The 23,607-nt window shown below is 76.1% G+C and carries 25 protein-coding genes; 12 read left to right on the top strand and 13 right to left on the bottom strand.

The genetic code is table 11. The features are described 5' to 3' along the window. Positions 1–64: 64 nt before the first annotated feature. A complete protein-coding gene (locus tag E5225_RS00490; protein WP_135972583.1) occupies positions 65–1,036 on the top strand; it encodes an ATP-binding cassette domain-containing protein in 972 nt (323 codons plus the stop codon). Beyond that, complete coding sequence (locus E5225_RS00495; protein WP_135972582.1) at positions 1,033–1,833, top strand: ABC transporter permease; 801 nt, start codon at positions 1,033–1,035, stop codon at positions 1,831–1,833. Before E5225_RS00490 ends, E5225_RS00495 begins: the two co-directional genes overlap by 4 nt. A 19-nt stretch (positions 1,834–1,852) precedes the next feature. Here E5225_RS00495 and fabG read toward each other — a convergent pair whose 3' ends face one another. Beyond that, positions 1,853–2,614, bottom strand: coding sequence for a 3-oxoacyl-ACP reductase FabG (gene fabG, locus E5225_RS00500; RefSeq protein ID WP_135972581.1), 762 nt, complete (start codon positions 2,612–2,614; stop codon positions 1,853–1,855). Positions 2,615–2,761: 147 nt separating this feature from the next. On the opposite strand from fabG, the gene E5225_RS00505 reads away from it, so the two are divergent. The 3 genes from E5225_RS00505 to E5225_RS00515 are packed head-to-tail and all read left to right on the top strand — an operon-like array spanning position 2,762 to position 5,678. Next, on the top strand, positions 2,762–4,159 hold the full coding sequence (locus tag E5225_RS00505) for an MFS transporter (protein ID WP_135972580.1): 1,398 nt from the start codon (positions 2,762–2,764) through the stop codon (positions 4,157–4,159). Further along, positions 4,156–5,202, top strand: a complete 1,047-nt coding sequence (locus tag E5225_RS00510) for an alpha/beta fold hydrolase (RefSeq protein ID WP_166435912.1) — start codon at positions 4,156–4,158, stop codon at positions 5,200–5,202. Before E5225_RS00505 ends, E5225_RS00510 begins: the two co-directional genes overlap by 4 nt. A gap of 50 nt (positions 5,203–5,252) precedes the next feature. Further along, positions 5,253–5,678: a pyridoxamine 5'-phosphate oxidase family protein gene (locus E5225_RS00515; RefSeq protein WP_135972578.1), complete on the top strand. Its 426-nt coding sequence runs from the start codon at positions 5,253–5,255 to the stop codon at positions 5,676–5,678. 81 nt (positions 5,679–5,759) lie between these two features. Here the strand turns inward: E5225_RS00515 and E5225_RS00520 are convergent, their stop codons facing one another. The 10 genes from E5225_RS00520 to E5225_RS00565 form a co-directional block, all read right to left on the bottom strand. Then, the gene (locus tag E5225_RS00520) at positions 5,760–6,695 is read right to left on the bottom strand and encodes an aldo/keto reductase (RefSeq protein WP_135972577.1); all 936 of its coding nucleotides are present in this window, start codon (positions 6,693–6,695) and stop codon (positions 5,760–5,762) included. After that, entirely contained in the window at positions 6,692–7,006 is a 315-nt protein-coding gene (locus tag E5225_RS00525; protein ID WP_135972576.1) for a DAK2 domain-containing protein, read from the bottom strand. The genes E5225_RS00520 and E5225_RS00525 overlap by 4 nt, the downstream gene beginning before the upstream one ends. Before the next feature lie 15 nt (positions 7,007–7,021). Next, complete coding sequence (locus tag E5225_RS00530; RefSeq protein ID WP_135972608.1) at positions 7,022–7,927, bottom strand: siderophore-interacting protein; 906 nt, start codon at positions 7,925–7,927, stop codon at positions 7,022–7,024. 178 nt (positions 7,928–8,105) lie between these two features. Then, the gene (locus E5225_RS00535) at positions 8,106–8,546 is read right to left on the bottom strand and encodes a type II toxin-antitoxin system VapC family toxin (RefSeq protein WP_135972575.1); all 441 of its coding nucleotides are present in this window, start codon (positions 8,544–8,546) and stop codon (positions 8,106–8,108) included. Next, positions 8,536–8,802, bottom strand: coding sequence for a prevent-host-death protein (locus E5225_RS00540; protein ID WP_135972574.1), 267 nt, complete (start codon positions 8,800–8,802; stop codon positions 8,536–8,538). The genes E5225_RS00535 and E5225_RS00540 overlap by 11 nt, the downstream gene beginning before the upstream one ends. A gap of 142 nt (positions 8,803–8,944) precedes the next feature. Beyond that, a complete protein-coding gene (locus E5225_RS00545) occupies positions 8,945–9,712 on the bottom strand; it encodes a GNAT family N-acetyltransferase (protein WP_135972573.1) in 768 nt (255 codons plus the stop codon). 92 nt (positions 9,713–9,804) lie between these two features. After that, positions 9,805–11,007, bottom strand: a complete 1,203-nt coding sequence (locus E5225_RS00550; RefSeq protein WP_135972572.1) for a VIT1/CCC1 transporter family protein — start codon at positions 11,005–11,007, stop codon at positions 9,805–9,807. A 185-nt stretch (positions 11,008–11,192) separates the two neighbouring features. Next, positions 11,193–12,095: an ornithine cyclodeaminase family protein gene (locus tag E5225_RS00555; RefSeq protein ID WP_135972571.1), complete on the bottom strand. Its 903-nt coding sequence runs from the start codon at positions 12,093–12,095 to the stop codon at positions 11,193–11,195. Positions 12,096–12,276: 181 nt separating this feature from the next. After that, positions 12,277–13,272, bottom strand: a complete 996-nt coding sequence (locus E5225_RS00560) for a TIGR03557 family F420-dependent LLM class oxidoreductase (protein WP_135972570.1) — start codon at positions 13,270–13,272, stop codon at positions 12,277–12,279. 47 nt (positions 13,273–13,319) lie between these two features. After that, entirely contained in the window at positions 13,320–14,444 is a 1,125-nt protein-coding gene (locus E5225_RS00565; protein WP_135972569.1) for a Gfo/Idh/MocA family protein, read from the bottom strand. A gap of 123 nt (positions 14,445–14,567) precedes the next feature. Here E5225_RS00565 and E5225_RS00570 point away from each other — a divergent pair, with 123 nt between their 5' ends. The 3 genes from E5225_RS00570 (at position 14,568) to E5225_RS00580 (ending at position 17,964) form a co-directional block, all read left to right on the top strand. Next, positions 14,568–15,278 carry a Pr6Pr family membrane protein gene (locus E5225_RS00570; protein ID WP_243738121.1) on the top strand — a complete coding sequence of 237 codons (711 nt, stop codon included), beginning with the start codon at positions 14,568–14,570 and terminating at the stop codon, positions 15,276–15,278. Between the two features lie 25 nt (positions 15,279–15,303). Beyond that, positions 15,304–16,422, top strand: coding sequence for a winged helix DNA-binding domain-containing protein (locus E5225_RS00575; protein ID WP_135972568.1), 1,119 nt, complete (start codon positions 15,304–15,306; stop codon positions 16,420–16,422). A 126-nt stretch (positions 16,423–16,548) separates the two neighbouring features. Next, entirely contained in the window at positions 16,549–17,964 is a 1,416-nt protein-coding gene (locus E5225_RS00580) for a family 43 glycosylhydrolase (protein ID WP_166435910.1), read from the top strand. On the opposite strand, the gene E5225_RS00585 is transcribed toward E5225_RS00580, so the two are convergent. Further along, on the bottom strand, positions 17,957–18,616 hold the full coding sequence (locus E5225_RS00585; protein WP_208012475.1) for a hypothetical protein: 660 nt from the start codon (positions 18,614–18,616) through the stop codon (positions 17,957–17,959). The two genes, E5225_RS00580 and E5225_RS00585, sit on opposite strands and share 8 nt — an antisense overlap. Positions 18,617–18,755: 139 nt before the next feature. Between E5225_RS00585 and E5225_RS00590 the strand changes: the two genes are divergently transcribed. Next, positions 18,756–20,042 carry a sensor histidine kinase gene (locus E5225_RS00590; protein ID WP_166435909.1) on the top strand — a complete coding sequence of 429 codons (1,287 nt, stop codon included), beginning with the start codon at positions 18,756–18,758 and terminating at the stop codon, positions 20,040–20,042. Between the two features lie 83 nt (positions 20,043–20,125). Further along, positions 20,126–20,782, top strand: a complete 657-nt coding sequence (locus tag E5225_RS00595) for a response regulator (RefSeq protein WP_208012477.1) — start codon at positions 20,126–20,128, stop codon at positions 20,780–20,782. Between the two features lie 272 nt (positions 20,783–21,054). On the opposite strand, the gene E5225_RS00600 is transcribed toward E5225_RS00595, so the two are convergent. Continuing rightward, complete coding sequence (locus tag E5225_RS00600) at positions 21,055–21,399, bottom strand: hypothetical protein (RefSeq protein ID WP_135972564.1); 345 nt, start codon at positions 21,397–21,399, stop codon at positions 21,055–21,057. On the opposite strand from E5225_RS00600, the gene E5225_RS00605 reads away from it, so the two are divergent. Together E5225_RS00605 and E5225_RS00610 are read left to right on the top strand one after the other, a co-directional pair. Then, a complete protein-coding gene (locus E5225_RS00605; protein WP_135972563.1) occupies positions 21,398–22,399 on the top strand; it encodes a LacI family DNA-binding transcriptional regulator in 1,002 nt (333 codons plus the stop codon). The genes E5225_RS00600 and E5225_RS00605 overlap by 2 nt on opposite strands. 124 nt (positions 22,400–22,523) lie before the next feature. Next, entirely contained in the window at positions 22,524–23,510 is a 987-nt protein-coding gene (locus tag E5225_RS00610) for an ABC transporter substrate-binding protein (protein WP_135972562.1), read from the top strand. Positions 23,511–23,607 lie beyond the last annotated feature (97 nt).

Raw genomic sequence — 23,607 nt, forward strand, 5'->3', positions numbered from 1 at the left:
CCGATCCTATGACTGTGTATGACATACACAACGAGTGTGCGGCATACACAGAATCGAGGCGGCGATGGACGAGGCGATGATCGCGGCGCGCGGGCTGCGCAAGGCGTACGGCGGGCGGGCCGTCCTGGACGGGGTCGACCTCACCGCGCACCGCGGGCAGGTCGTGGGCCTGCTCGGGCCCAACGGCGCCGGCAAGACGACGGTGGTGCGGATCCTGTCCACGCTCGTGGCACCCGACGGCGGCGCGGCCCGCGTGGCCGGGTTCGACGTGGTGCGCCAGGCCGCCCGTGTCCGCGGCGCGATCTCGCTCACCGGTCAGTACGCGGCCGTCGACGAGCTGCTCACCGGCGAGGAGAACCTGCGCCTCGCCGCGCGGCTCGCGCACCTCCCCCGCGGTCAGGTGCGCGGGGACGCCGCGGACATGCTCGAGCTGTTCGACCTGACGGACGCCGCGCGCCGCACCGTCCGCACGTACTCCGGGGGCATGCGCCGCCGGCTCGACCTCGCCGTGAGCCTGCTGAGCCGGCCCCAGGTGCTCTTCCTCGACGAGCCGACCACCGGCCTCGACCCGCGCAGCCGCAACGCGCTGTGGGACGTGGTCCGGTCCGTCGCGGCGGCGGGCGGCACGGTCCTGCTCACCACGCAGTACCTCGAGGAGGCCGACGCGCTCGCCGACCGCGTCGTGGTGATCGACCGCGGCGTCGTCATCGCGGAGGGCACCGCCGCACGCCTCAAGTCCGCGGTCGGCTCGGCGCACGTCGAGGTCGTGCTCGCGGACGGCACGACGCGGCGCACGGCGACCGACGGCTCGGTGGCGGACGTGCGCCGGATCCTCGCCGACGTCGAGCAGCGCGCCCTCGACGTCGTGCACTGGCAGGTCCGCACCCCCACGCTCGACGACGCGTTCCTCGCCCTCACCGGCCAGGACGCCCGCCCCGGGCCGCGCGCCGTCCCGCCCGCCCTCGTCCCGCCCGCGTCCGCCCCGGCCGCCCCCGCCCCGCCCGCCCTCGTCCCGCCCGCCCAGGAGCCCCGATGACCGCCGTCGACCTGACGCCCCGCCCCGTGCCCGCGCCGCCGCGCCCCGGCGACGTCCTCCGCGACACGCTCGCCCTCGTGGGACGCAGCCTGCGGCGGTCCACGCGGCAGCTCGACACCCTGCTGCTCGCGGTCCTGCTGCCCGTGGTGCTGCTGCTGCTGTTCGTCTACGTGTTCGGCGGCGCGATCAGCTCCGGCATGGCGTACGTCGACTTCGTCGTGCCGGCGATCGTGCTGCTCACGGCGGGGTACGGCGCGGCGACCACGGCGGTCGACGTGGCGAGCGACATGACGAACGGGATCGTCGACCGGTTCCGCAGCATGCCCGTGCCGGCGGGCGCCGTGCTCACGGGCCACGTCGCGGCGAGCCTCGCCCGCAACGTCGTGTCCACCGCGCTCGTCGTCGCGGTCGCGCTGCTCGTGGGCTTCCGCCCGGACGCGTCCGCCGGACGGTGGCTGGCCGCGCTCGGCGTCCTGCTCGTGTACGTGCTCGCCCTCACGTGGGTCGCCGTCGCGATCGGGCTCGTGGCGTCCGGGCCGGAGGCGGCCAGCGGGTTCACCTTCGTCATCATGTTCCTGCCGTACGTCTCCAGCGCCTTCGTGCCGGTCGGCACGATGCCGTCGGTGCTCGCCGCCCTGGCGGCGGTGAACCCGGTGACACCCGCCGCCGACGCCCTGCGCGGGCTGCTCCTCGGGCTGCCGGCCGACGGCGCGGCCGTCGCGGCGGTCGCGTCCTGGGGGGCCCTGCTCGTGGTGGCGCGCGTCGTCGCCGGCGCCCTGTTCCGCCGCCGGCGCTGACGCCCGCCCCGGGCGCGGCCTACAGCTCGGCGAGCGCCTCGGGGGACTCGGGCAGGGTCTGCCCGCCGTCGACGACCAGGCCCTGCCCCGTCACGTACCGGGCACCGTCGGACGCGAGGAACGCGACCGCCGCGCCGATGTCCTCGGGCTCCGCGAGGAAGCCCAGGGGCACCGACCGCGCCATGCGCGCCATGTAGTCCTCGCCCAGCGCGCGCAGCCCGGGCGTCAGCACGTTGCCCGGGAGCACGGCGTTGACCGTGATCCCGGCGCGCGCCAGCTCGATCGCCGCCGTGCGCACGAACCCCAGCTGCGCGGCCTTGGTCGCGCCGTAGTGGGCCCAGCCCGGGTAGCCGGTCAGGTTGCCGGTGATCGAGCTCGTCACCACCACCCGGCCGCGGCCGGACGCTGTGAGCGCCGGAACCGCCGCCTGCACGGCGTGGATCGTGCCCTTGAGGTTGACGTCGACGATCCGGTCGACGTCCTCGTCGGTCATGTCCGCGACGCGCGCCTGCGGGTAGATGCCGGCGTTCGCGGCGAGCACGGACAGGCCGCCCAGGTCGGCCGCGACCCGCTCGACGACCTCGCGGCAGGCGGACGCGTCCCGCACGTCGAGGACGTGGGCCGTCGCGCCCCGCGCGCGTGCGTCGGCGCACTCGTCCTCCGTGAGACCGGTGACGACGACCCGGGCGCCGTGCGCCGCCAACGTCTCCGCGATGCCGCGCCCGATGCCGAGGGTCCCCCCGGTGACCAGTGCGGTGCGACCCTCGAGCAGTGCGGCCATGACCGGCCCTCCCTCGCGGCGGTGGACGCCGTCCTCCTCGACTGTCGCGCACGCGCGCCCGCACCGCACCCCGGCGCGACGGCGCCGCGCGTCGCCCGTTCGCCACGCCGGCACGCCGGCCGGCGCACCGCGCCCTACGCTCCCGGCATGGCCCACCCCACCGCCGAGGTCCCCGCCGGCTCGCCCGTCGCCGAGCCGCCCGTCGTCCGTCGTCAGGTCGTGGCCTGGGCGGCGTGGGACTGGGGGTCGGCGGCCTTCAACGCCGTCGTGACCACGTTCGTCTTCACCGTCTGGCTCACGGGCTCGTCGTTCGCGGAGCCGGGCGCCGACGTCGACGCCGTCACGGCGCTGCACAGCCAGTGGCTCGGGTGGGGCCTCGCCGCCGCGGGCGTGCTGGTCGCGCTGACGGCACCGGCGCTGGGCACGCTGGCCGACGCGGGCGGCCGGCGGCGGCTCCTGCTCGGTGTGACGTCGGCGGTCGTCGGGCTGAGCATGCTGTCGCTGTGGTTCGTCCGGCCGGTCGAGGGCGGCATGGCCGACGCCGTGCGGCTCGGCGTGCTGCTGCTGGCGGTCGGCACCATCGCCGCCGAGATCGCGGGCGTCGCCTACAACGCGCTGCTCGTGCAGATCAGCACCCCGACGACCATCGGACGCATCAGCGGCATCGGCTGGGGCGCCGGGTACGTGGGCGGCATCGTGCTGCTCGTCATCCTCTACGTCGGGTTCATCCAGCCGGACGTCGGCTGGTTCGGCATCGGGTCCGAGGGCGGCATCGACGTGCGGGTGTCGATGCTCATCGCGGGGGTGTGGTTCCTCGTGTTCGCGGTGCCCGTGCTGGTGGCCGTGCCCGACCAGCGCCGCCCGGGGGCGCCGGAGCGCGTGGGCGTCGTGGGCGCGTACCGGACCGTCGGGCGGCACATCGCCGAGCTGTGGCGGCACCGGCGCTCGACCCTGCGGTTCCTCATCGCCAGCGCCGTGTTCCGCGACGGGCTCGCGGGCGTGTTCACGTTCGGCGGCGTGCTCGCCGCCGGCACGTTCGGGTTCTCGCCCGGCGACGTCATCCTGTTCGCGATCGCCGCGAACGTCGTCGCCGGCGCCGCGACCATCGGGGCCGGCTGGCTCGACGACCGGTACGGTCCGCGGCGGGTCGTGGCGTGGTCGCTCGCCGTCCTCGTCGTCGCCGGGACCGCCGTCTTCCTGCTGCACGACCTCGGCGCGCCGGCGTTCTGGGCCGGCGGGCTCGTGCTGTCCGCGTGCGTCGGGCCGGCGCAGTCGGCGTCGCGCGCGCTGCTCGCGCGGCTCTCCGACCCCGGGCGGGAGACCGAGCTGTTCGGGCTGTACGCGACGACCGGCCGGGCGGCGACGTTCCTCGCGCCGGCCGCGTTCTCCGTGGCCATCGCGCTGGGTGGCGAGCAGTACTGGGGCGTGCTCGGGATCGTGGCCGTGCTGCTCGTGGGCCTGCTGCTGTTCGTGCCCGTGCGGTTCCCGCGCGGGCTCGGCGTCGACGGGCGGCGGGACGTGGCGACGGCGACGATGGACGCGTGACGGGAGCGACGGGAGCGGGGCCGGGCGCGGCGGGGGACGTGGCGGCCGGCTGGTCCCCGGACCCGCTGCTCGCCGGCCACGAGGTGCGGACCCTCGCCGGGTGGTGGCCGGCGTCCGGCGGGCCGTCCTGGCCGGCCGTGCGCGCCGGCGGCGCGGCGCCCGTGCTCACGCTCGTGCGGCCCGTCGAGACGCCGGCCGCACCGCGCGGCGTCGTCGTGCACCTGCACGGCTACAACGACTACTACTTCCAGTCGCACCTCGCGGACGCCGTGCGCGACGCCGGCTGGGCGTTCCTCGCGCTCGACGCCCGCCGCGCCGGGCGGTCGCATCGCCCCGGCGACGTGCCGCACTACCAGGGGGACCTCCGCGAGCAGGCGTCCGACCTGACGCGCGCCGTCGCGGCGGCCCGGTCCCTGTGGCCGGGACTGCCCGTGGTGGTGCACGCGCACTCCACGGGCGGGCTCGTCGCCGCGCTGTGGGCGCACGCGCACCGGGTCCGCGGCGGTGCCGACGCCGTCGTGCTGAACAGCCCCTTCCTCTCGGTCGAGCGGTCGTGGGTGACGCCCCTGCAGGACCAGGCGCTGCGCCCGCTCGCCCGCACCGCGCCGCTGCGCGTCGTCTCGGCCGCACCGTCGCGGTACGCCGGGCGGATGCGCGAACGGTGGGAGTTCGACACCGACCTGAAGCGTCCCGACGGCGTGCCGGTGCGGGCCGGGTGGCTCGCCGCCGTGCGCCGGGGGCAGCGGCGCGTGGCGAGCGGGCTGGAGATCGGCGTGCCGCTGCTGGTCGCGCGGTCGGCACGCTCGGGGGCGGACCTCGTCGAGGGCGCGGACCTCGACTCCGTCGACACCGTGCTGGACGTCGCGACGATCGCCGCGCTCGGGCCCGGGCTGGGCACGGACGTGCGCGAGCTCGTCGTCGACGGGGGCGTGCACGACCTGGCGCTGTCGCACGACGAGCCCCGGGGGGTGTACCTCGATGCGCTGGGGCGCTTCCTGGCCGAGGTCGCGGGTGCCGGCGCCCCGCGGCGGATGAACGCGTGACCCGGTGCCGTTGAGGCCGACGTGAGCCGCCCGCCGACCGAGGAGCCGCGATGAGCACCGACACCTCCCTGACCGCCGACGACCTGGAGCTGCTCCGGCGGCCGCTGCACGGGTTCCTCACCGTCGCGGCCGGCCCCGTGCCGCCGCAGCCGCGACCGGTGTGGTTCGAGGCGGCGGACGACGGCACCGTCCAGCTGTTCACCGGCCCGGACACCCTCAAGGTCCGGCGCCTGCGCCGCGACCCCCGCGCGTCCCTCGTCGTCGCCGCGCCCGTGGGCGAGCGCGAGCACTGGGTGGCGGTGGCCGGGCCGGTCACCGTCGAGGCGGACGGCGCGCACGAGCTCGCCGCGCGGCTGGCGGCGCGCTACTGGGACCTGGACGACCCGGTGCGCGCCCGGGACCTCACCGCGATCCTCGCCGAGGACCAGGTGCGGCTGGTGATCCACCCGGAGCAGGTCAGCCGCTACCGCTACTGAGGGCGGTGGCGTCGCCGCCCGGCCCCGGACGCACGTCGGCCGCACGGGCGGGGGCCCGTGCGGCCGGCGCGTGCTCGCAGGTCAGGGCACGAGGTGCCCGGCGGCCCGGAACAGCTCGTACCACTCGGCCCGGGTCAGCGGGATGTCCGAGCCCTGCGCGGCGCCGGCGACGCGCTCCGGCGTCGTCGTGCCGAGCACGACCTGCATCTGCGCGGGGTGGCGCGTGATCCAGGCGGTGGCGATCGCGATGGGCGGCACGCCGTACTGCGCGGCCAGCCGGTCGATGACGGCGTTGAGCTCCGGCAGCTCCGGCGAGCCGAGGAACGTGCCGGTGAAGAACCCGGTCTGGAACGGCGACCACGCCTGCACGGTGATGTCGTGCAGGCGGCAGTAGTCGAGCACGCCCCCGCCGTCACGGGTCGTGGACTGGTCCACGCCGACCATGTTCATCGCGGTGCCCTGGGCGACCAGCGCCGCGTGGGTGACGGACAGCTGCAGCTGGTTGGCCACCAGCGGCTGGCGCACCGACCGCTTGAGCAGCTCGATCTGCATCGGTGTGTGGTTGGAGACGCCGAACGCGCGCACCTTGCCAGCCGCCTCGAGCTCGTCGAACGCCCGCGCGACCTCGTCCGGCTCCACGAGCGCGTCGGGCCGGTGCAGCAGGAGCACGTCCACGTGGTCGGTCCGCAGCGCGCGCAGCGAGCCCTCGACCGACGACATGATGTGCTCGTAGGAGAAGTCGAAGTACGGCCCCTCCCGCACGATCCCGCACTTCGTCTGGATCGTGATCTCGTCCCGCTGCGCGGGCGTCAGCTGCATCGCGTCGGCGAACCGGCGCTCGCACTCGTGCTTCTCGTTGCCGTACACGTCGGCGTGGTCGACGAACGTGATGCCCGCGTCGCGGGCGGTCCGCACGAGCTCGCGGATCTCGTCGTCGGACTTCTCGGCGATGCGCATCAGGCCGAGCACGACGTTGGGCGCGACGATGTCGGTCCCGGGCAGGGTGAAGGTCCTCATGACGCCACCTTCGTCGACGCGGCCGCGGTCTGCCAGCACTGGAGGAACCGCCACATGGCCGTCGCGCCCGGGTCCTGCAGACCGATGCTGCGCTCCTGCAGCCAGGAGGCCCGCCCGCGCCGGGACTGCAGGTCGCGCGTGTCGACGACCGCCTTCTCGGCCGCCGCGATCGCGGCCGGCAGGCGGGTGCCGCCGTCGGGGGCCGCGTCGAGGGCGTCCGCCCCGCACGTGGAGCCGGTGTCCCTGCTGCCGGAGGTGCGGATGCACCGGGAGTGGGACCTCGCCGAGGATCTGCCGCTCCTCCACGACACCTCAGCGCCCCGGCGTCAGGCGCCCTCGCAGCGCCCCTCGCGCCAGTAGCCCATGAACGCGACGGCCTTGCGGTCGACGCCGCACTCGCGGACGAGGTGGCGGCGCAGGGTCTTGATGACGCCCGCCTCGCCGGCGAGCCACGCGTACAGGTGCGCCTCGGCGGCCAGCGCGGTGCCGGTCGCGTAGTCGACGGGCACCTCCCAGAGCATGCCGTGGTCGACGTCGACGTCCTCGAGGTCGACGTCGGGCGCGGGCGCCTGGCCGGGCAGGAGGCGCGCGCACGCCGCCTGGACGGCCGGGACGAGCAGCTCGCCGTGGCGGCGGCCGTCGCGGCCGTACCAGCGGACGGTCACACCCTCGGGGGCGTGCAGGTCGAGGCGGTCGTCCGACCACGGCATCTCGATGACGACCTCGCCGCGCGCGTCGCGGGGGAGGCGCTCGACGATGCCCGCGATGGCCGGCAGGGCGGTCTCGTCGCCGGCGATGAGGAGGCGGTCGGTGCGCGCCGGCGGGACGAAGTCGACGCCGCCGTGCGGGCCGGCCCAGTCGGCGTTCGGGCCCAGGACGACGAGCTCGTCGCCGACCTCCGCGGTGGACGCCCAGCGGGACGCCGGTCCGCCGTCCCCGTGCAGCACGACGTCGACGTCGAGCTCGCGCAGCTGCTGGCGGACCGTGCGCGCGGTGTAGGTGCGCAGCGGGTGGCGGCGGTCCTCGGGGAGGGCGCGCCAGCGCCCGTACCAGTCGCCGGACTGCCCCAGGTCGAGCAGGCCCTCGTAGCCGGCCGTCTCGATGGGCAGGAAGAACTTGATGCGCTGGTCGAAGCCGTTGTCCGCGAGGCGGTCCAGCTCGTCACCGGTGAACGTCACGCGCAGCACGCTCGGGCACATGCGCTGCAGCCGGGCGACGCGCACGTGGAACATGCGGAACGGGGAGACGGTGGTCTCGACCGACGCCGCGGGCGCCTCGGGCACGACCGGCTCGGTCGTGTCGGTCGGCTGCGGGATCGCCGTGGCGGTCGTGGTCGCGGTCACGCCCGAAGCATAAGGTCAGGCTTACCTGACCTGGCAAGGGACGAGTGCGTCACGTCACGCCGCGGCATCACGGTGCAGCGGTCGGCCGGTCCACGGGGACGATCTCGACGACGTCGCCCAGGCCCGCGAAGTCTGCGGGGTTCGTGGTCCACAGCGGGAGCTCGTTCGCGGCCGCCGTCGCGGCGATCATGAGGTCGGCGACGCGTCGCCGGGGCGTCCGGCCGAGGCTGTGCACGGCCGCCGCGAGCCGACCGTAGATGCGCGCGGCCTCGGCGTCGAACGGCAGCGGGTCGAACTCGTTCTCGGCGCGCTGCAGGACGTCGGTGCGACGCGCGCGCTCGGCGCGGGCGTCGGCGTCGTCCCCGGCGACGAGGTGCACGCCGGCGGCGAGCTCCGCGAGCGTCACCGCGGAGACGGCGACGTCGTCCGGCAGCCGCTCCGCCGCGATCCCCCGGCGCAGGATCAGGATGTTCGTGTCGAGGAGCCCGCGGCGTCTCTCACCGTGCATAGGGGTCGATCTCATCCGTCAGCAGCGCGTCCTGGTCGGCCCGGAAGCGCTGCAGGTCGACGGCCGGCGCCGTGCGGGACATCGCGACGAACTCCGCCCGCGGCACGAACCGGCGCCGTCGGCGCAGCGGCACGAGCTCCCCGATCTGGTGCCCGTCGCGCGTCACGGTGAAGGTCTGGCCACCCTCGACGGCGTCCATGATCTCCTTCGAGCGCAGCCTCAGGTCGCGCTGGCTGATCTCGGGGTGCGTGGACACCGGACCACCGTAGCGCGCGGTGCTACGCAGTGCTACAGCGGTCCTACCCACCGCCGGGGCGGACGTCGGCGGGACCGCCCGGTGGCGGCACCGCTCCTCGAGGACCGGCTGCGCACCACCGACGGCACGGCGCACCCGTGCTTCAGCGGACCGTCGGTGCGAACACCACCAGGTGGATCGTCGAGACCTCCTGGAACCCCAGCCGCGCGTACACGGGGGCGCCGGAGCTGCTGGCCTGCAGCGTCACGACGTGCGCGCCCGAGGCGACGGCGTGCCCGACCGCCGCGTGCACGAGCGCGGTGGCCAGCCCGCGGCGCCGGTACGTCTCCAGGGTCGCCACGAGGTACACGCCGGCGACGTCGCCCGTGACGAGCAGCTCGGTCGTCGCCACGACCCGTCCGTCCACGTCGGCGACGAAGCGCGTCAGCGTGTCCTCCCCGTACGACCGCCCCGCGTCTAGCGCGGTCAGCGCGGGGAAGTGCTCGGGGCGCAGGCCCATCGGCGGCCCGTAGGCCGCGACCCAGTCGGCGAGGTCCGCGCCGTCGGGCAGCTCCCGGACGCGCACCGCGCCGTCCGCGTCGGCCGGCGGCCGGTACCGCCGCGTCTCCAGGGCCATGACCGGCATCGCCCCGGCATCGTGCCCGCCGAGCGCGAGCAGCTCGTTGTGGGTGCCCGCCGGCGCGAGCTCCGTGACGCGCCACGCCCACGGGACGTCGGCGAGGCGCTCGCGCAGTGCGGGGAGCACCTGCGCCGGCGGGACCGTGCTGTGGGTGACGCCGTTGAGGATCCCGTACGGCTGGCCGGAGACGTAGTACGCGGCGTCGGGTCCGTCGCCGCGGTCCGCACACCCGTACGCGTGCCAGTACACCCGGTGGTTCGCGAGCTGCGGGTCGAGGTGGTGGATCGGCACGGTGCGCTCCTGTCCGCGGACGCCGTGCGTCCGCTCCCGTCCCCCCCGACGTCGCCCGGCCCCTCGGACGTGGAAGCCGGTCGGCCCCGATCTCACACCGTGCTCGTGCCGAACGCCAGACCCAGCAGGTAGGTGGCCGCCGCGGCGCCGAAGCCGATGCCGAGCTGGCGCAGGGCACGCCTGCCCGGCGACGCCCCCGACAGCAGCCCCACGACCGAGCCCGTGCACAGCAGCGCCACGCCGACGAGGCCCGCCGACCACGCCACGGCGGTCAGGCCCTCGGCGCCCAGCAGGTACGGCAGCACCGGCACGGCCGCGCCGGACGCGAAGAAGCCGAAGCTCGACAGGGCCGCGCCCCACGGCGTGCCGACGGACTCGTGCTCGTCGCGCTCCGGCCGGGCGGGCGGCGGGGGGCCGTCCGTCCCGGCGTCGGCGCCCGGCACGGGGATCGGGCCGGGGAGCGACGTGGTGGTGCGCAGCAACGAGCCGGTGACCTGCTGCTGCGCCTGGTACTGCGCGAGCGAGGCGAGGACGACGTCGGCGCGCTCCTGCGCGTCCCGCGACGACATCCCGCGCGCCCGGTAGACGAGCGCGAGCTCGTTCGCGTCGACGTCGAGGTGCGCGAGCGCCGCGGCCGCGGCGGCGTCGGGACGCGACGCCTCCAGCAGCTCGCGCTGCGAGCGCACCGACACGTACTCGCCGGCGCCCATCGAGAGCGCACCCGCGAGCAGACCGGCCAGGCCGGTGAGCAGCACGGTCCCCGTCGGCACGCCCGACGCGCCGATGCCCAGCACGAGGGCGAGGTTCGACACGAGCCCGTCGTTCGCGCCGAACACGGCGGCCCGGAACGTGCCGGACATCTGCTGGCGGCCGCGCATCGCGAGGCCGCGGACGACCTCCTCGTGGATCTGCTCGTCGGCGGCCATGCGCGGCGTCGCCTCGGCGTCCCGCTCGTACGTCGACCGGGCCTCGGCGCGCTGCGCGAGCGCGAGCACGAACACGGACCCGAACCGGCGGGCGAGCCACCCCAGCACGCGACTGCGCCAGTCGCCCCGCAGCGGCCGGCCGACCTGGTCACCCAGCAGCTCCAGCCAGTGCGACTCGTGCCGGCGCTCGGCCTCGGCGAGGGCCAGGAGGATGTCGCGCTCCTCGCCGGTGCGGCGCCGGGCGAGATCCCGGTAGACGGCGGCCTCCGCGCGCTCGTCCGCGAGGTTGCGCCGCCACCGGCGCAGCTGCGCCGGGGTCGGGCGGGGGAGGTCCGTGCCGGCGGGTGCGGGACGGTCGGGCGTGCTCATGGGGCTCCGGGGACGACGACGGCGGACGCACGCGGACGAGCCCGGGACCGCGTGGTCCCGGGCTGCGTCGGCGCACCCGCACCGTAGGCGCCGCGGCACGGTTGCGATAACGGGCGACGCCGGTGTGGGGCCGCCCGGTGCCGCGGCTTCCGGCCGTCCGAACCCTGCCGGAGGTCCCCCGGAGGTCAGCGGCCGGTGTCGGTGTGGCGCAGGACCGCCTCGGCGACGACGACGTCCTGCCAGGACATGCCCACGCCCTTGAACACCACCGGCCGGTCCGCCGGCAGCGCGACGGTGCCGCGCACGACCTCGCGCAGCGGGACGAGCTCGTCGACCCGCAGCCGGCCCTCCGCGACGGCCAGCACCACGTCACCGGCCTCCCGGAGCGCGGTCGCGACGTCCTCCACGACCACCGTGGCACGCTCGAGCAACGGCCCGTCGAGCTCGCGGGCGTCGGGCTCGTGCGAGCCGACGGCGACGACGACGACACGCTCGCCCAGCAGCGACGAGTCGAACACCGGGACGCGGGCCGAGGTCGCGCACACGACGACGTCCGCCCCGCCCAGCGCCGCCGCCGCCTCCGGTGAGCCCAGGCGCACCGCGGGCACCGGGCCGCCCACCGGGTCACGGAGCAGGTGGGTCACGGTGGCCAGGGGACGGACGGCCGCGAGCGTGCGCACGTGGCCCAGGGCCTGCGGTCCGGCGCCGACCACGGCCAGGTGCAGCGGCCGGTCCGGCAGCGCCGGCAGGACCGTCGCGACCGACACCGCGGGCGTGCGCAGCGTGGTCAGCGCCGTCCCGTCGAGCGCGGCCCGCAGGGCGAGGCTGGTCGGGTCGAACAGCAGGTAGGTGGCCTGGATGCGCGGCAGCCCGCGGCGTGGGTTGTCCGGGGCGACGGTCGCGACCTTGACCCCCACGGCCGTCGGGCGCTGCGACGGCATCAGCAGGAGCTGGCCGTGCTCCAGCCCGACCGGGATGCGTGCCAGGTCCTCCGCCGGGTCCAGCCCGTCGCGCAGCGCGTCGACGACCGCTGCGACCGCCCCCGCCGGCCCCAGGGAGAGGACGGCGTCGGCGTCCAGGTACCTCATCGCGGGGCCGTGCCGGGCGGGAGCGCGCCGTGCGGGTGGACGGCGTGCGGGTGGACGGCGACGCGGTCGCGACCCGCGTGGTGGTCGGCGGCCGGGGTGGGCGGGGGCAGCACGCGCCCACCCTGCCACCCGGGGCAGGGTGGGCGCGTCGCCTCACGCCTCCCGGTCGCGGCGGCCGGCGTCAGGACGACGGGGCGGCCGCGCGGAGCTTCGCGAGCAGGGGTTCCGCCGCCTCGGCCAGGAAGCGCTCCTGCGCCTCGTCGCCCACCTGGACGACCGCGATGTCGGTGAACCCGGCCTCCCAGTAGGCGGACACGGCCTCGACGATCGCGTCGAGGTCGGGACCGCACGGGATCTGCTCCGCGACGTCGTCCGGCCGGACGAACTGGCTCGCGGCGTCGAACGCCTCGGTCGTCGGCAGGTCGGCGTTGACCTTCCAGCCGCCGCCGAACCAGCGGAACTGCTCGTGCGCGCGCTGCTTGGCGCGCTCGGGGTCCGGGTCCCAGGAGATCGGGATCTGGCCGATCTTGCGCGACGGGGTGTCCGCGAGGCCGTCCTCGGCGCGCGCGGCGTCCCACCGCTCGACGATCTGTGCGTCCGGCTCGACCGCGATGAGGTGGTCGGCCAGGCCGCTGAACCGCGAGATGGACTGGCTGCCGGACACCGCCACGCCGATCTCCACCGGCTGATCGGGCAGGTCCCACAGCTTGGCGGAGTCGACGCGGAAGTGGACGCCCTCGTACGTGACGCGCTCGCCGGACAGCAGCTCGTGGATGATCTCGAGCGCCTCCTCGAGCAGGTCGTGCCGCTCCCCGACGGCGGGCCAGCGCTCGCCGACCACGTGCTCGTTGAGGTTCTCGCCCGCGCCCACGCCGAGGGTGAACCGGTCGTCGGAGAGGATCGCGAGCGTCGCGGCCTTCTGCGCGACGACGGCCGGGTGGTACCGGATCGTCGGGCAGGTCACGTAGGTCATGAGGTCGATGCGCTGCGTCGCCTGCGCGACCGCACCGAGCAGCGTCCACGCGTAGGGCGCGTGCCCCTGCTCCTCCAGCCACGGGAAGTAGTGGTCGGACGACACGGCGAAGTCGAACCCGAGCCGGTCGGCGGCCTGCGCGTACCGCACGAGCTCGCGCGGCCCGGACTGCTCGGTCATGAGGGTGTACCCGAAGCGCGTCATGCGACGAGCGTGGCCCGGCCCCCGCGATCCGGCATCCGGAGGCGGTCTCAGGCGTCCGCCCACGCCTCCGCGGCCGTCGTCACCGGGGCGCCCGTGCGGGCCGACTCCTCCATCGCGAGGCCCAGCAGGTGGTCCTGGATGCCGTCGGCGAGCGGGTACGGCGGCGGCGCGTCACCGCGCACCCACGCACCCGTGAGGTCGAGCAGGTGCGCCACCGCGATGTCGTCGTCGGCGAGCCGGGCGCCCGTGAACGGGTTGCGGTACAGGACGCGCCCGTCGATCGACAGGTGCTCGAGGTCGAAGCCGTCGAGGTCCTGCTCGATGCCCGACTGCCGGCGCGAGATCCGGGAGGTCAGCACCGTGCGCGGGTCGAGCCACCGCGTCACGTCGTCCCCGACGACCTCGCCGAGCGAGCCGCGCACGACGATGCGGTTGGCGCGCAGCGGGTTGTGCCACTGGTTGTCGGTGAAGTCGTAGAGGATGTGCCGGCCGTCGCCGAGGTCGATCGTCGCGAGGATCGTGCGGGCGGCGGCGGGCTCGGTGGCGTTGGACCAGCCGTGCCGGGTGATCGGGTCGACGAGCGGCGCGGTGAACGCGCGGGCGTGCACGGTGGTCGCGCCGCGGCCCGCGCCGAGCAGCCGCCGGGCCAGCCCGACCGCGTGGTACAGGTGCGTCGAGGAGACCTGCACGCTCGTCGGGGCGCCGATGAGCCCGTCCGCGACGAGCCGCTGCCGCGCCTGGTGCGCGGGCATGAACGGGCTGTGCTCGGCGACCTGCACGAGGCCGGACGTGCCGACGTCCGCCCACAGGCGGCGCAGGCCGTCGACGTCGGGGGCCGGGGGCGTCTCCGCCAGCACGGGCACGGACGCGTCGACCAGCTCGCGCACGACCTCCGGGGTCACCGGCCACGGCGTCGCGGTGACGACGAGCTCGGGCCGGTCGGGCGCCGCGCTCGCCCCCGGGACGGCACCCGTGACGAGCTCCTCGACGGTCCGCACGGTCGGCACGCCCCACCGCGCCTCCACCTCGGCCCCGCGCTCGGCGGTGCGCGTCACGACGCCCGTGCACGTGAACCGCTCGGGCATGAGCCGCGCCATCCGCACGAAGAACTCGGCGCGCCAGCCGGAGCCGATCACGCCGAACCGGACGGGTGCGGGGGAGTGCTGCGTCATGGGGGGCGTCGTCCTCGTCGTCGAGCGATGGGTCCAGGCGACCCTAGCCGCGCGGCCGCGCGCGCTCGCGGTGAGCGGTCCCGGCGGCACCCCGGTGCTGCGGGCCGCGGTGCGCGTGGCACGGTGGACGCACCGGCGCCGCCGCCGGCCGGACGCCAGGAGGCCCAGGTGCGCGTGCTCGACGTCGTCGTCGCCCAGCTGCGCCTGTGCGTGGCGACGCTCGCGCTGGCCGGGACGCAGGAGGTGTGGCGCGAGGGTGACCTCGGCGGCCTCGTGTACTTCACGAACCTGTCGAACCTGTCGTTCGCCCTGGTGCTGGTGTGGGCGGCGGTCGCGTCGCTGGCCGGGCGGGGCCACCCGCCGGCGGTGCTCAAGGCCGGGGTGACGCTGTTCCTGCTCATCACCGGGCTCGTGTCGTGGCTCGTCCTCGCGCCCGGGGCGCCGGGCGCGCCTGCCGTCGCGCTCGGCCTGACGGGCGGGCAGATCGAGCACGAGGTCGTGCCGGTCGCGGCCCTGCTGGACTTCCTGCTGCTCGACGCGCACCGGCGCCTGCGGTGGCGCGCGGTCGCGTGGTGGGTCGGGGCGCTCCTGCTGTACTGCGCCGTCACGACGGCCCGCGGTCTGCTGGTCCCCGGCGCGGGGTACCCGTACGGGTTCGTCGACCTCGGGGCGCTGGGGTGGGGCGGCCTGCTGCGCAACGTGCTGGCGTACGGCACGGCGTTCGCGGGCCTCGGGGCGCTGCTGGTGCTCGCCGACCGCCGGCTGCCCGCCGGTGCGCTCGTCGGCACCGCGGGCCACCCGGTCGCGCTGCGGCAGGAAGCGGCCGGGAGGTGACCGCTTCCGGCCCTAGCGTCGGGGCATGACGACCCTGTCGCTGCGGCGGCTCAACCGCACGCTGCTGCACCGTCAGCAGCTCGACGTGCGGTCCGACGGCGGCGTGGTGGCGGCCGTGCGGCGGCGCGTCGCGGTGCAGGCGCAGGAGCCGAACTGGGTGCACGTGGGGATGTGGGCGCGGCTGGCCGGCTTCCGCACTGCCGACCTCGACGCGGCGGTCGAGGCGCGGACGCTCGTGCGCGCGCCGCTGCTGCGCGGGACCCAGCACCTGACGGCGGCGGCCGACCACGGCTGGCTGCGGCCGACCGTGCAGCCGGTGCTGGACCGGCTCGTGCGGGCGCCGTACTACGCCGAGCACGTGGGCGACCTCGACCCCGCGGTGCTCGTGGCCGCGGCGCGCGAGGTGCTGGGCGACGCCACGGTGCGGCGGCGCGACCTGGGTGCGGCGCTGGTCGAGCGGTTCCCCGGGCGCAAGGCGGCCGTGGTGGCGGCGGCCGTCGAGGCGCTGACGCCGGTGGTGCACGACCCGGCGACGTCGGCGTTCGGGTCGTGGTGGAGCCGGCGGTCGATCGCCGTGACGGCGGCCGACGCGTGGCTGGGCGCGCCGGTGGGCGAGCCGGACGTGCCGGCGCTCGTGCGCCGGTACCTGGCGGCGTTCGGGCCGGCCGGGGTCATGGACCTGCAGGCGTGGTGCGGCCTGACCCGGCTGCGGCCGGTCGTCGACGCGATGCGCGGCGAGCTCCGGGTGCTGCACGGCCCCGACGGTCGCGAGCTGCTCGACGTGCCGGACGGCCCCCTGGCGGACGAGGACGCGCCCGCGCCCGTGCGCTTCCTCCCGATGTTCGACGACGCCGTCCTCGCGCACCGCGACCGCGGCCGGATCCTGCCCGAGGCGGTGCGCCGGGACGTGATGCCGGGGTGGTCGATGGTGCGCGCCACCGTGCTGGTCGACGGGTTCGTCGCGGCGACGTGGGAGCTCGCCGAGGGGCGCGTGGTCGTCCGACCCCTGCGTCCGCTGACGCCGGCCGAGCGGGACGCGGTCGGTGCGGAGGGTGCGGCGGCGGCCGCGTTCGTCGGGGCCGACCCCGAGATCCGGCTGACGTCGACCCCGGTCACCCGCGTCCCGGGCGAACGCACCTCCTGACCCGTCGCGGACCCCGCGGGTAGCGGGCGGTGCGCTCACGTGACTAAGCGATTCACAACGTTGTACAAGAGAGCGTTTTCCGCGATGTTAGCGATCACACGCCCCCACGTCCGAAAGGCGGCATCGATGCAACGACGCATCCACGCGACGGGGGTCCGCGCCCTCGTCCTCGCCGCGGCGGCCGCCCTGGTCGCCGCCCTCGCCGGCACGGCCTCCGCCCCACCCGCGCAGGCCGCGCCGCCCACGCTCGTCTCCGCGCAGTCCGGCCGGTGCCTCGACGTCGTCGGCAACGACTCCACCCCCGGCGCGCGCATCCAGATCTGGGACTGCAACGGCGTCGCCGGGCAGGGCTGGACGCTCACGTCCTCCGGCGAGCTGCGCACGTTCGACGGCACGCGCTGCCTGGACGCGCTCGAGTGGGGCACCACCCCCGGCACTGCCCTGATCTCGTGGAGCTGCACGGGCAGCGCCAACCAGCGGTTCGCGCGCGGCGGCAACGGGAGCCTCGTGCACCAGCCGTCCGGGCTGTGCGTCGACGTCACGGGCGCTCGCACCGCCAACGGCACGGCGGTCACGCTGTGGACCTGCACCGGCCGGGACAACCAGCGCTGGACCAGCACGACGTCCGGCGGCGGCAACGACGGCGGCGGCACGGGCACCCCGCCCGCCGCCTACCCCGGTCCCGGCGTCGTCACGGGCGCCACCTGGGCGCACGACCCCACGGTCGTCAAGCGTCCCGACGGGTCCTACCTCGTCGCGACGACCGGCCGCGGCATCCCCCTGAAGACGTCCCGCGACCGCACCGCGTGGACCGACGCCGGATCGGCCTTCCCCAACGGCACGCCGTGGACGTCCGCGCACACCACCGGCGACCTGTGGGCGCCCGACCTGTCCTACCGCGACGGGCAGTACTGGCTGTACTACTCCGCGTCGACGTTCGGGTCCCGGAACTCGGGCATCTACCTCGCGACCAGCCCCACCGGCAACGCCGGGTCGTGGACCAACCGCGGCCTCGTCGTGAGCACCACGGCGTCGAGCGACCACAACGCGATCGACCCCGACGTCGTCACGGACGCGCAGGGCCGGACCTGGATGAGCTACGGCTCGTTCTGGACCGGCATCAAGCTCATCGAGATCAACCCGTCGACGGGCCTGCGGCAGGGCACGGCCCTCCACTCGCTCGCCACCCGGAGCGCCGGCCTGGAGGCGCCCGACATCCTCTACCGCGACGGCTGGTACTACCTGTTCGTGTCGTTCGACGCGTGCTGCCGCGGTGCCGACAGCACGTACCGCGTGGCCGTCGGCCGCTCCGCGTCGATCACCGGGCCGTACGTCGACCGTGCCGGCACCCGCATGACGAGCGGTGGCGGCACGGAGATCCTCGCCGGGCGGGGCTCCGTCAACGGCCCGGGCCACAGCGCGACGCTGCGGGACACGGACGGCGACGTGCTCTTCTACCACTGGTACACCGACGCGGGGGACTCGCGGCTGGGCATCAACCTGCTCGGCTGGGACTCCGCGGGCTGGCCGTTCGTCAGGTGACGGGCCCCGGCCGGACGTCGCCGCGCGCGGCGTCCGGCCGGTCCGGCTCGGTGCGCCGCGGCTCGCCGCGCTGCAGTTCGGCGCGGTCCGGCTCGTCGCCGTCCGTGAACAGCTGCCACACCGGCCCGAACACGCACCACAGCACCATGACGAGCGTCGCGCGGCCGGCCCAGCCGGCCAGCACCGCGCGCTGCTCGGGTGCGGACGCGATGAGCGCCAGCACCCCGAGGATCCCGCACGCGACCGCCCACGCGAGCACCACCCGCAGCCACAGGCGCCACTCGTGCCGCAGGGCCGCCCGACCGCGCTTCGGCGCCCGCGGCGGGCGCGGCCCGTCGAAGAACCGCCACGCGACCCACGCGTCGACCTTCTCGACCGTCCACCTCCCGAACGCCACCGTGTACCCGAGGTAGACCGCCGCGAGGCCGTGCGTCCACGTGGGCTCGCTGCCGCTCACCAGGTCCCCGACCGTGGCCACGAGCAGCACGACCTCGATCGCCGGCTCGCACAGCAGCAGCACGGTGGACAGCCGCCGGCGCCCCAGGACGTACCGGGCGGCGACGGCGGCGGCGAGGAACACCCAGAACGCGATCTCGCACGCCACCACGAGCGCGCCCACGGGGTGGTCGAGGACCCAGTCGAAGAACGTCATGCCCCCACGCTCGCCCGGGCGGGTGGGCGGGCGCGCCGGGCGGACGGAGGGTCCTGGCGGGGGTGGCCGGTCCGGAGGGACGACGCGCCTCCTCCCTTCGGACGAGGGTGCGCGCCCGGGCGTCTGCTGGGATGGGCACATGCTCACCGCCGTGCGCCGCCACGCGGCCGCCGCCACCGGCCGGTGGTGGGCCGCGCGCGCGTCCGGGGCGACGGACCGGGCCGACGCGCTGGGCCTGCTGCTGCTCGGCCTGCTGCTGCTGGCGCTGGACGTCGGCGGGGTGGGGCCGACCGAGCGGGTGCTCGACCTGCCGGGGCCGCGGTGGTGGCAGGCCGGCCTGCTGCTCGTGGGCGTGCTGCTGCTCGTCGCGAAGCGGCGCCGGCCCGTGGCGGTCATGCTCGCGGTCGTCGCGCTGTCGGTCGTCGACGCCCTGCTCGGCGGCGGGCTCGGGATGTACCTCGTGCTGTTCGACGCGCTGTTCACCGTCGCGGTGCACGCCGGGTCACGGGCGCGCCGGGTCACGCAGGGCGTGGTCGTCGGGGGCGTCGTCGCCCTGGCGGGTGCGGCCGCCGTCGCCGGGGGGTCGGCGCGCGACGTCGTGCAGGTCGTCCTCGTCGCCGTCGCGCTGTTCCTCACGCCGTTCTGGTGGGGCGGCGACGTGCGCCGCACCGAGGAGCTCGCGCGGTCCGAGGCGCAGCGTGCGGACCTCGAGCGGCAGCGCGCCGACCTGGAGGCCGAGCGGGCCGACCTGGCGCGCGCGCACGCCGACGACGCCGCACGCATCGCCGCCCTCGACCGGGCGTCCGCCGTCCAGGACGAGCGCACCCGCATGGCCCGCGACCTGCACGACGCGGTCGCCGGGCACCTGTCCGCCGTCGCGATCCACGCCGAGGCCGCGCTCGCGAGCCCCCCCGACGAGGCCCGTGACCGCACCGCCCTGCGCGCCGTGCGCGCGGCGGCCCTCGACGCCCTGACGGAGATGCGCGCGATGATCCTCGTGCTCCGCGCGGGCGCCGGCGCCGGCGACGTGCCCGCGCCCCCCGGCCTCGACCGGGTCACGGCGCTCGACGTCGACGTCGACGCGGCGGCGCTGCCGGCGGTGTCCGCCGCCGTGGGTCAGACGGCGTACCGGATCGTCCAGGAGGCCGTCACGAACGCGCACAAGCACGGCGCCGGCCGGCCCTCCCTCGCCGTCCGCACCGACGGCCACGCGCTGCACCTGGAGGTCCGCAACGCCGTGCCCGCCGGCAGCCCGCCCGTGACCGGGGCGGGGGGCCCGCCGGTGCTGCCGTCGTCCTCGTCCGGGCTGACGACGATGCGCGAGCGCGCCGCCACGCTCGGCGGCACGGCGACGGCCGGACCGGAGCACGGGACGTGGGTCGTGCGCGTCGCGCTGCCGCTCGAGCCGTCGGCGGTGCCGGCGTGAGCGGCGCGGGGCCCGGCGGCGCTGCGGGCGTGGCGGTCGGGGGCGGCGCGGTCGGGGGCGAGGCGGGTGCGAGGCGGGTGCGCGTGCTGCTCGCCGACGACCACGGCGCGATCCGCGCGGGGCTGCGCCTCATGCTGGAGCAGTCGGGCGACGTGGCGGTCGTCGGCGAGGCCGGCGACGGCGACGTGGCGGTGCGCCAGGCGCGGGCGCTGCGCCCGGACGTCGTGCTCATGGACGTGCGGATGCCCGGCACGGACGGCATCGCGGCGACCGAGGCGATCGTGGCCGCCGGCCTGGCCGAGGTGGTCGCGCTCACGACGTTCGACCTGGACGAGTACGTCGTCGGCATGGTGCGCGCGGGTGCCGCGGGCTTCCTGCTCAAGTCCGTGGGCGCCGCCGAGCTCGTCGACGCGGTGCGGCGCGTGGCCGCGGGCGAGGGCGTGCTGGCGCCCGAGGTGACGCGCCGGCTGCTCGACGCGGTCGCGGGACGCCAGCCGCTCGGCGGCACCCCCGCGGCGGACGCGCCCGACGCGCCCGAGGACCCCCGGATCGCCGCCCTCACCGCCCGGGAGCGGGACGTGCTCGCCGGCCTCGGTGCGGGCCTGTCCAACGCGCAGCTCGCGGAGCGGCTCGTCGTCTCTCCGACGACGGTGAAGTCGCACGTCAGCCACGTGCTCGCGAAGCTGGGCGTCCGCTCGCGCCTCCAGGCGGGCGTCCTCGCGCGCGACCTGCTCGGCTGATCCCGCCGCCGAGGCCGGACCTTCTCAGCACCGGCGGCCGCACGTGGTCAGGAACCGCCGGTTCGGCGTCCGGCGGAGCGGACGGGCAGGTCCGGGCGGTGGCAGCGCCGTCGACGAGGCGCACGCCCGCGGGGTCGCGGCGGTCGCGGACCGGTCGGGCCGCCGCAGCGCCGTGGACCGATGGGCGTGGCGGCGGTCCGGCAAGGATGATGGGGACGTGACACGGCGGACGCGCGGGGGCCTCGCCGCCACGGCGACCACCCTGTTAGCGTTCACAGGCAGACAGCGGCGTCGTCCCCCCCGGCGACGGCCACCGAGGGGGAAGAGCCGGGTGTGACGAGGAAGTCGACGAGGGAGCCGGTCGCACCGCGCGTGGGCGGGCGCGACGCCCCGCCCACGGGCGCAGCGACCCCGGGTGCGCGGCCCGCCACCGCGCCGCACGGCACGACCGTGCCCGCGACTGCCGTGCCCGCCACGACGGTGCCCGCCACCACCGTGCCGGCCACCACCGTGCCGGCGACGGCGGTGCCCGCGACGGCAGTGCCCGCCACGGCAGTGCCCGCCCGCGCCGTGCCGGCCACCGCCGTGCCCGCGTACGGCGACCGTCCGCCGGCCATGAGCGACGTCGCGCAGCTCGCCGGCGTGTCCCACCAGACCGTCTCGCGCGTCCTCAACGACCACCCGAACGTGCGCGCGGAGACCCGTGCGCGCGTCGTGGCGGCGATCGAGCAGCTCGGGTACCGCCGCAACACCGCGGCGCGCGCCCTGGTCACCCGCCGTACGGGCGCGATCGGGGTCGTCACCGAGGACTCGCCGCTGTACGGGCCGACGATGACGCTCATCGCGCTCGAGAACGCGGCACGCAGCGGCGGCATGTACGTGTCGGTGGCGACCGTGACGCGGTGGGACGTCCCGACGGTGCGGGCGTCGCTCGAGCACTACCTCGACCAGGGCGTGGACGGCGTGGTGGTCATCGCGTCCCACGACGAGGCCGTGCGCGCCGTGCAGGCGTTCAGCGCACGGGTGCCGGTCGTCATGGTCGGCCCCGCGGAGCTCGACGGGGACATCCCCACGGTCGCGGTGAACCAGTACGCGGGCGCGCGCCTGGCGACGCGGCACCTGCTGGACCTCGGGCACACCGACGTGCTGCACGTGAGCGGTCCGTCGGTGTGGCTGGACGCCCGCTCCCGGGAGCGCGGCTGGCGCGACACGATGCAGCAGGCGGGTCTGCAGCCGCGTGCGCCGGTGCCGGGCGACTGGACGGCGTCGACCGGCTTCCGCATCGGCACGCAGCTCGTGGCGCGGGACCGGGCGGGCGAGGAGCGCCTGCCGACGGCCGTGTTCGCGGCCAACGACCAGCTCGCGCTCGGTCTGCTGCACGCGTTCGCGGAGTCCGGGGTGCGCGTCCCGCACGACGTGTCGGTGGTGGGGTACGACGACGTCGAGGGCGCGGCCCACTTCTTCCCGCCGCTGACCACGGTGACGCCGGACTTCGTCCAGCTGGGGAGGCGGTGCCTGGACCAGCTCGTCGCCGCGATGGCGAGGGAGCCGGCCGAGCCGGCGCTCGTGCCGGCGGCACTGACGGTGCGGGCCAGCACCGGTCCCCCGCGCCGCTGACCGGGCGGCCCGGAGGTGTCGGTGTGACCGGATCGTGACCCGCGCGAGCCTTGACCCCCATGTTGTGAGCGTTAACAATCGACATGTCCGACACCGAGGTCGGAATCGGCTCAAGGAGGAGTCCATGTCTCGTCCCGCGTCTCTGCGGTCCCGCCTCACCGTCCTCGTCGGCATCGGCGCCGTGCTCGCCCTCGGCGCCTGCAGCAGCGGCGGCGGCGGCGACGCCGGCGCGTCCGGCGACACCGGCGGCGACGACCTCATCCGCGTCGGCTTCTCGCAGCTCGGGGCCGAGAGCGGGTGGCGCACCGCCAACACCGAGTCGGTCAAGGAGAGCCTCACGGAGGAGAACGGCTTCGACCTGACCTTCGTCGACGCCCAGCAGAAGCAGGAGAACCAGATCAGGGCGCTGCGCGACTTCGTCGCCCAGGACGTCGACGTCATCGCGTTCTCGCCGGTCATCGAGACCGGCTGGGACGAGGTGCTGCAGGAGATCCAGGACTCCGGCATCCCGGTGGTCCTCGTCGACCGGACCGTCGAGACGGACGTCGAGGACCCCTTCGTCACGTGGATCGGCGCGGACTTCGAGCAGGAGGGGCGCACGGCCGGCGAGTGGGTCGCCGAGAACGCGCCCGACGCGAAGGTCTTCGAGCTGCAGGGCACCCTCGGCTCCGGTGCGCAGGTCGACCGCGAGGAGGGCTTCAACGAGGTCGTCGGCGAGCAGGTCATCGGCAGGGCGTCCGGCAACTTCACGCGCGCCGAGGGCCGCACGGCCGTCGAGGGCGCGCTGCAGGCCTACCCGGAGATGAACCTGATCTTCACGCACAACGACGACATGGGCCTCGGCGCCATCGAGGCGATCGAGGCGGCCGGCAAGGTGCCCGGCGAGGACATCCAGATCGTGTCGGTCGACGGCGTGCGCGACGGCCTCCAGGCCCTCGTCGACAAGAAGTTCAACTACGTGGTCGAGTGCAACCCCGTGTTCGGCGACCAGCTCGCCGAGCTCATCACCCAGGTCGCGAACGGCGACGACGTCCCCGAGACCACGGTCGTCGAGGACGCGTCGTTCGACCAGACCATCACGCAGGCCGACGTGGACGCCCGCGCCTACTGACGCACGCACGGACGGGCGGGCCGGCCGGCCCGCCCGTCCCGCCGCCGTCCCGCAGTCCCGCCGTCCCGCACTCCCGCCGCCCCCGGGGGCGAGGAAG

Source organism: Cellulomonas shaoxiangyii, from assembly GCF_004798685.1.
In the GTDB taxonomy this organism is placed as follows: domain Bacteria; phylum Actinomycetota; class Actinomycetes; order Actinomycetales; family Cellulomonadaceae; genus Cellulomonas; species Cellulomonas shaoxiangyii.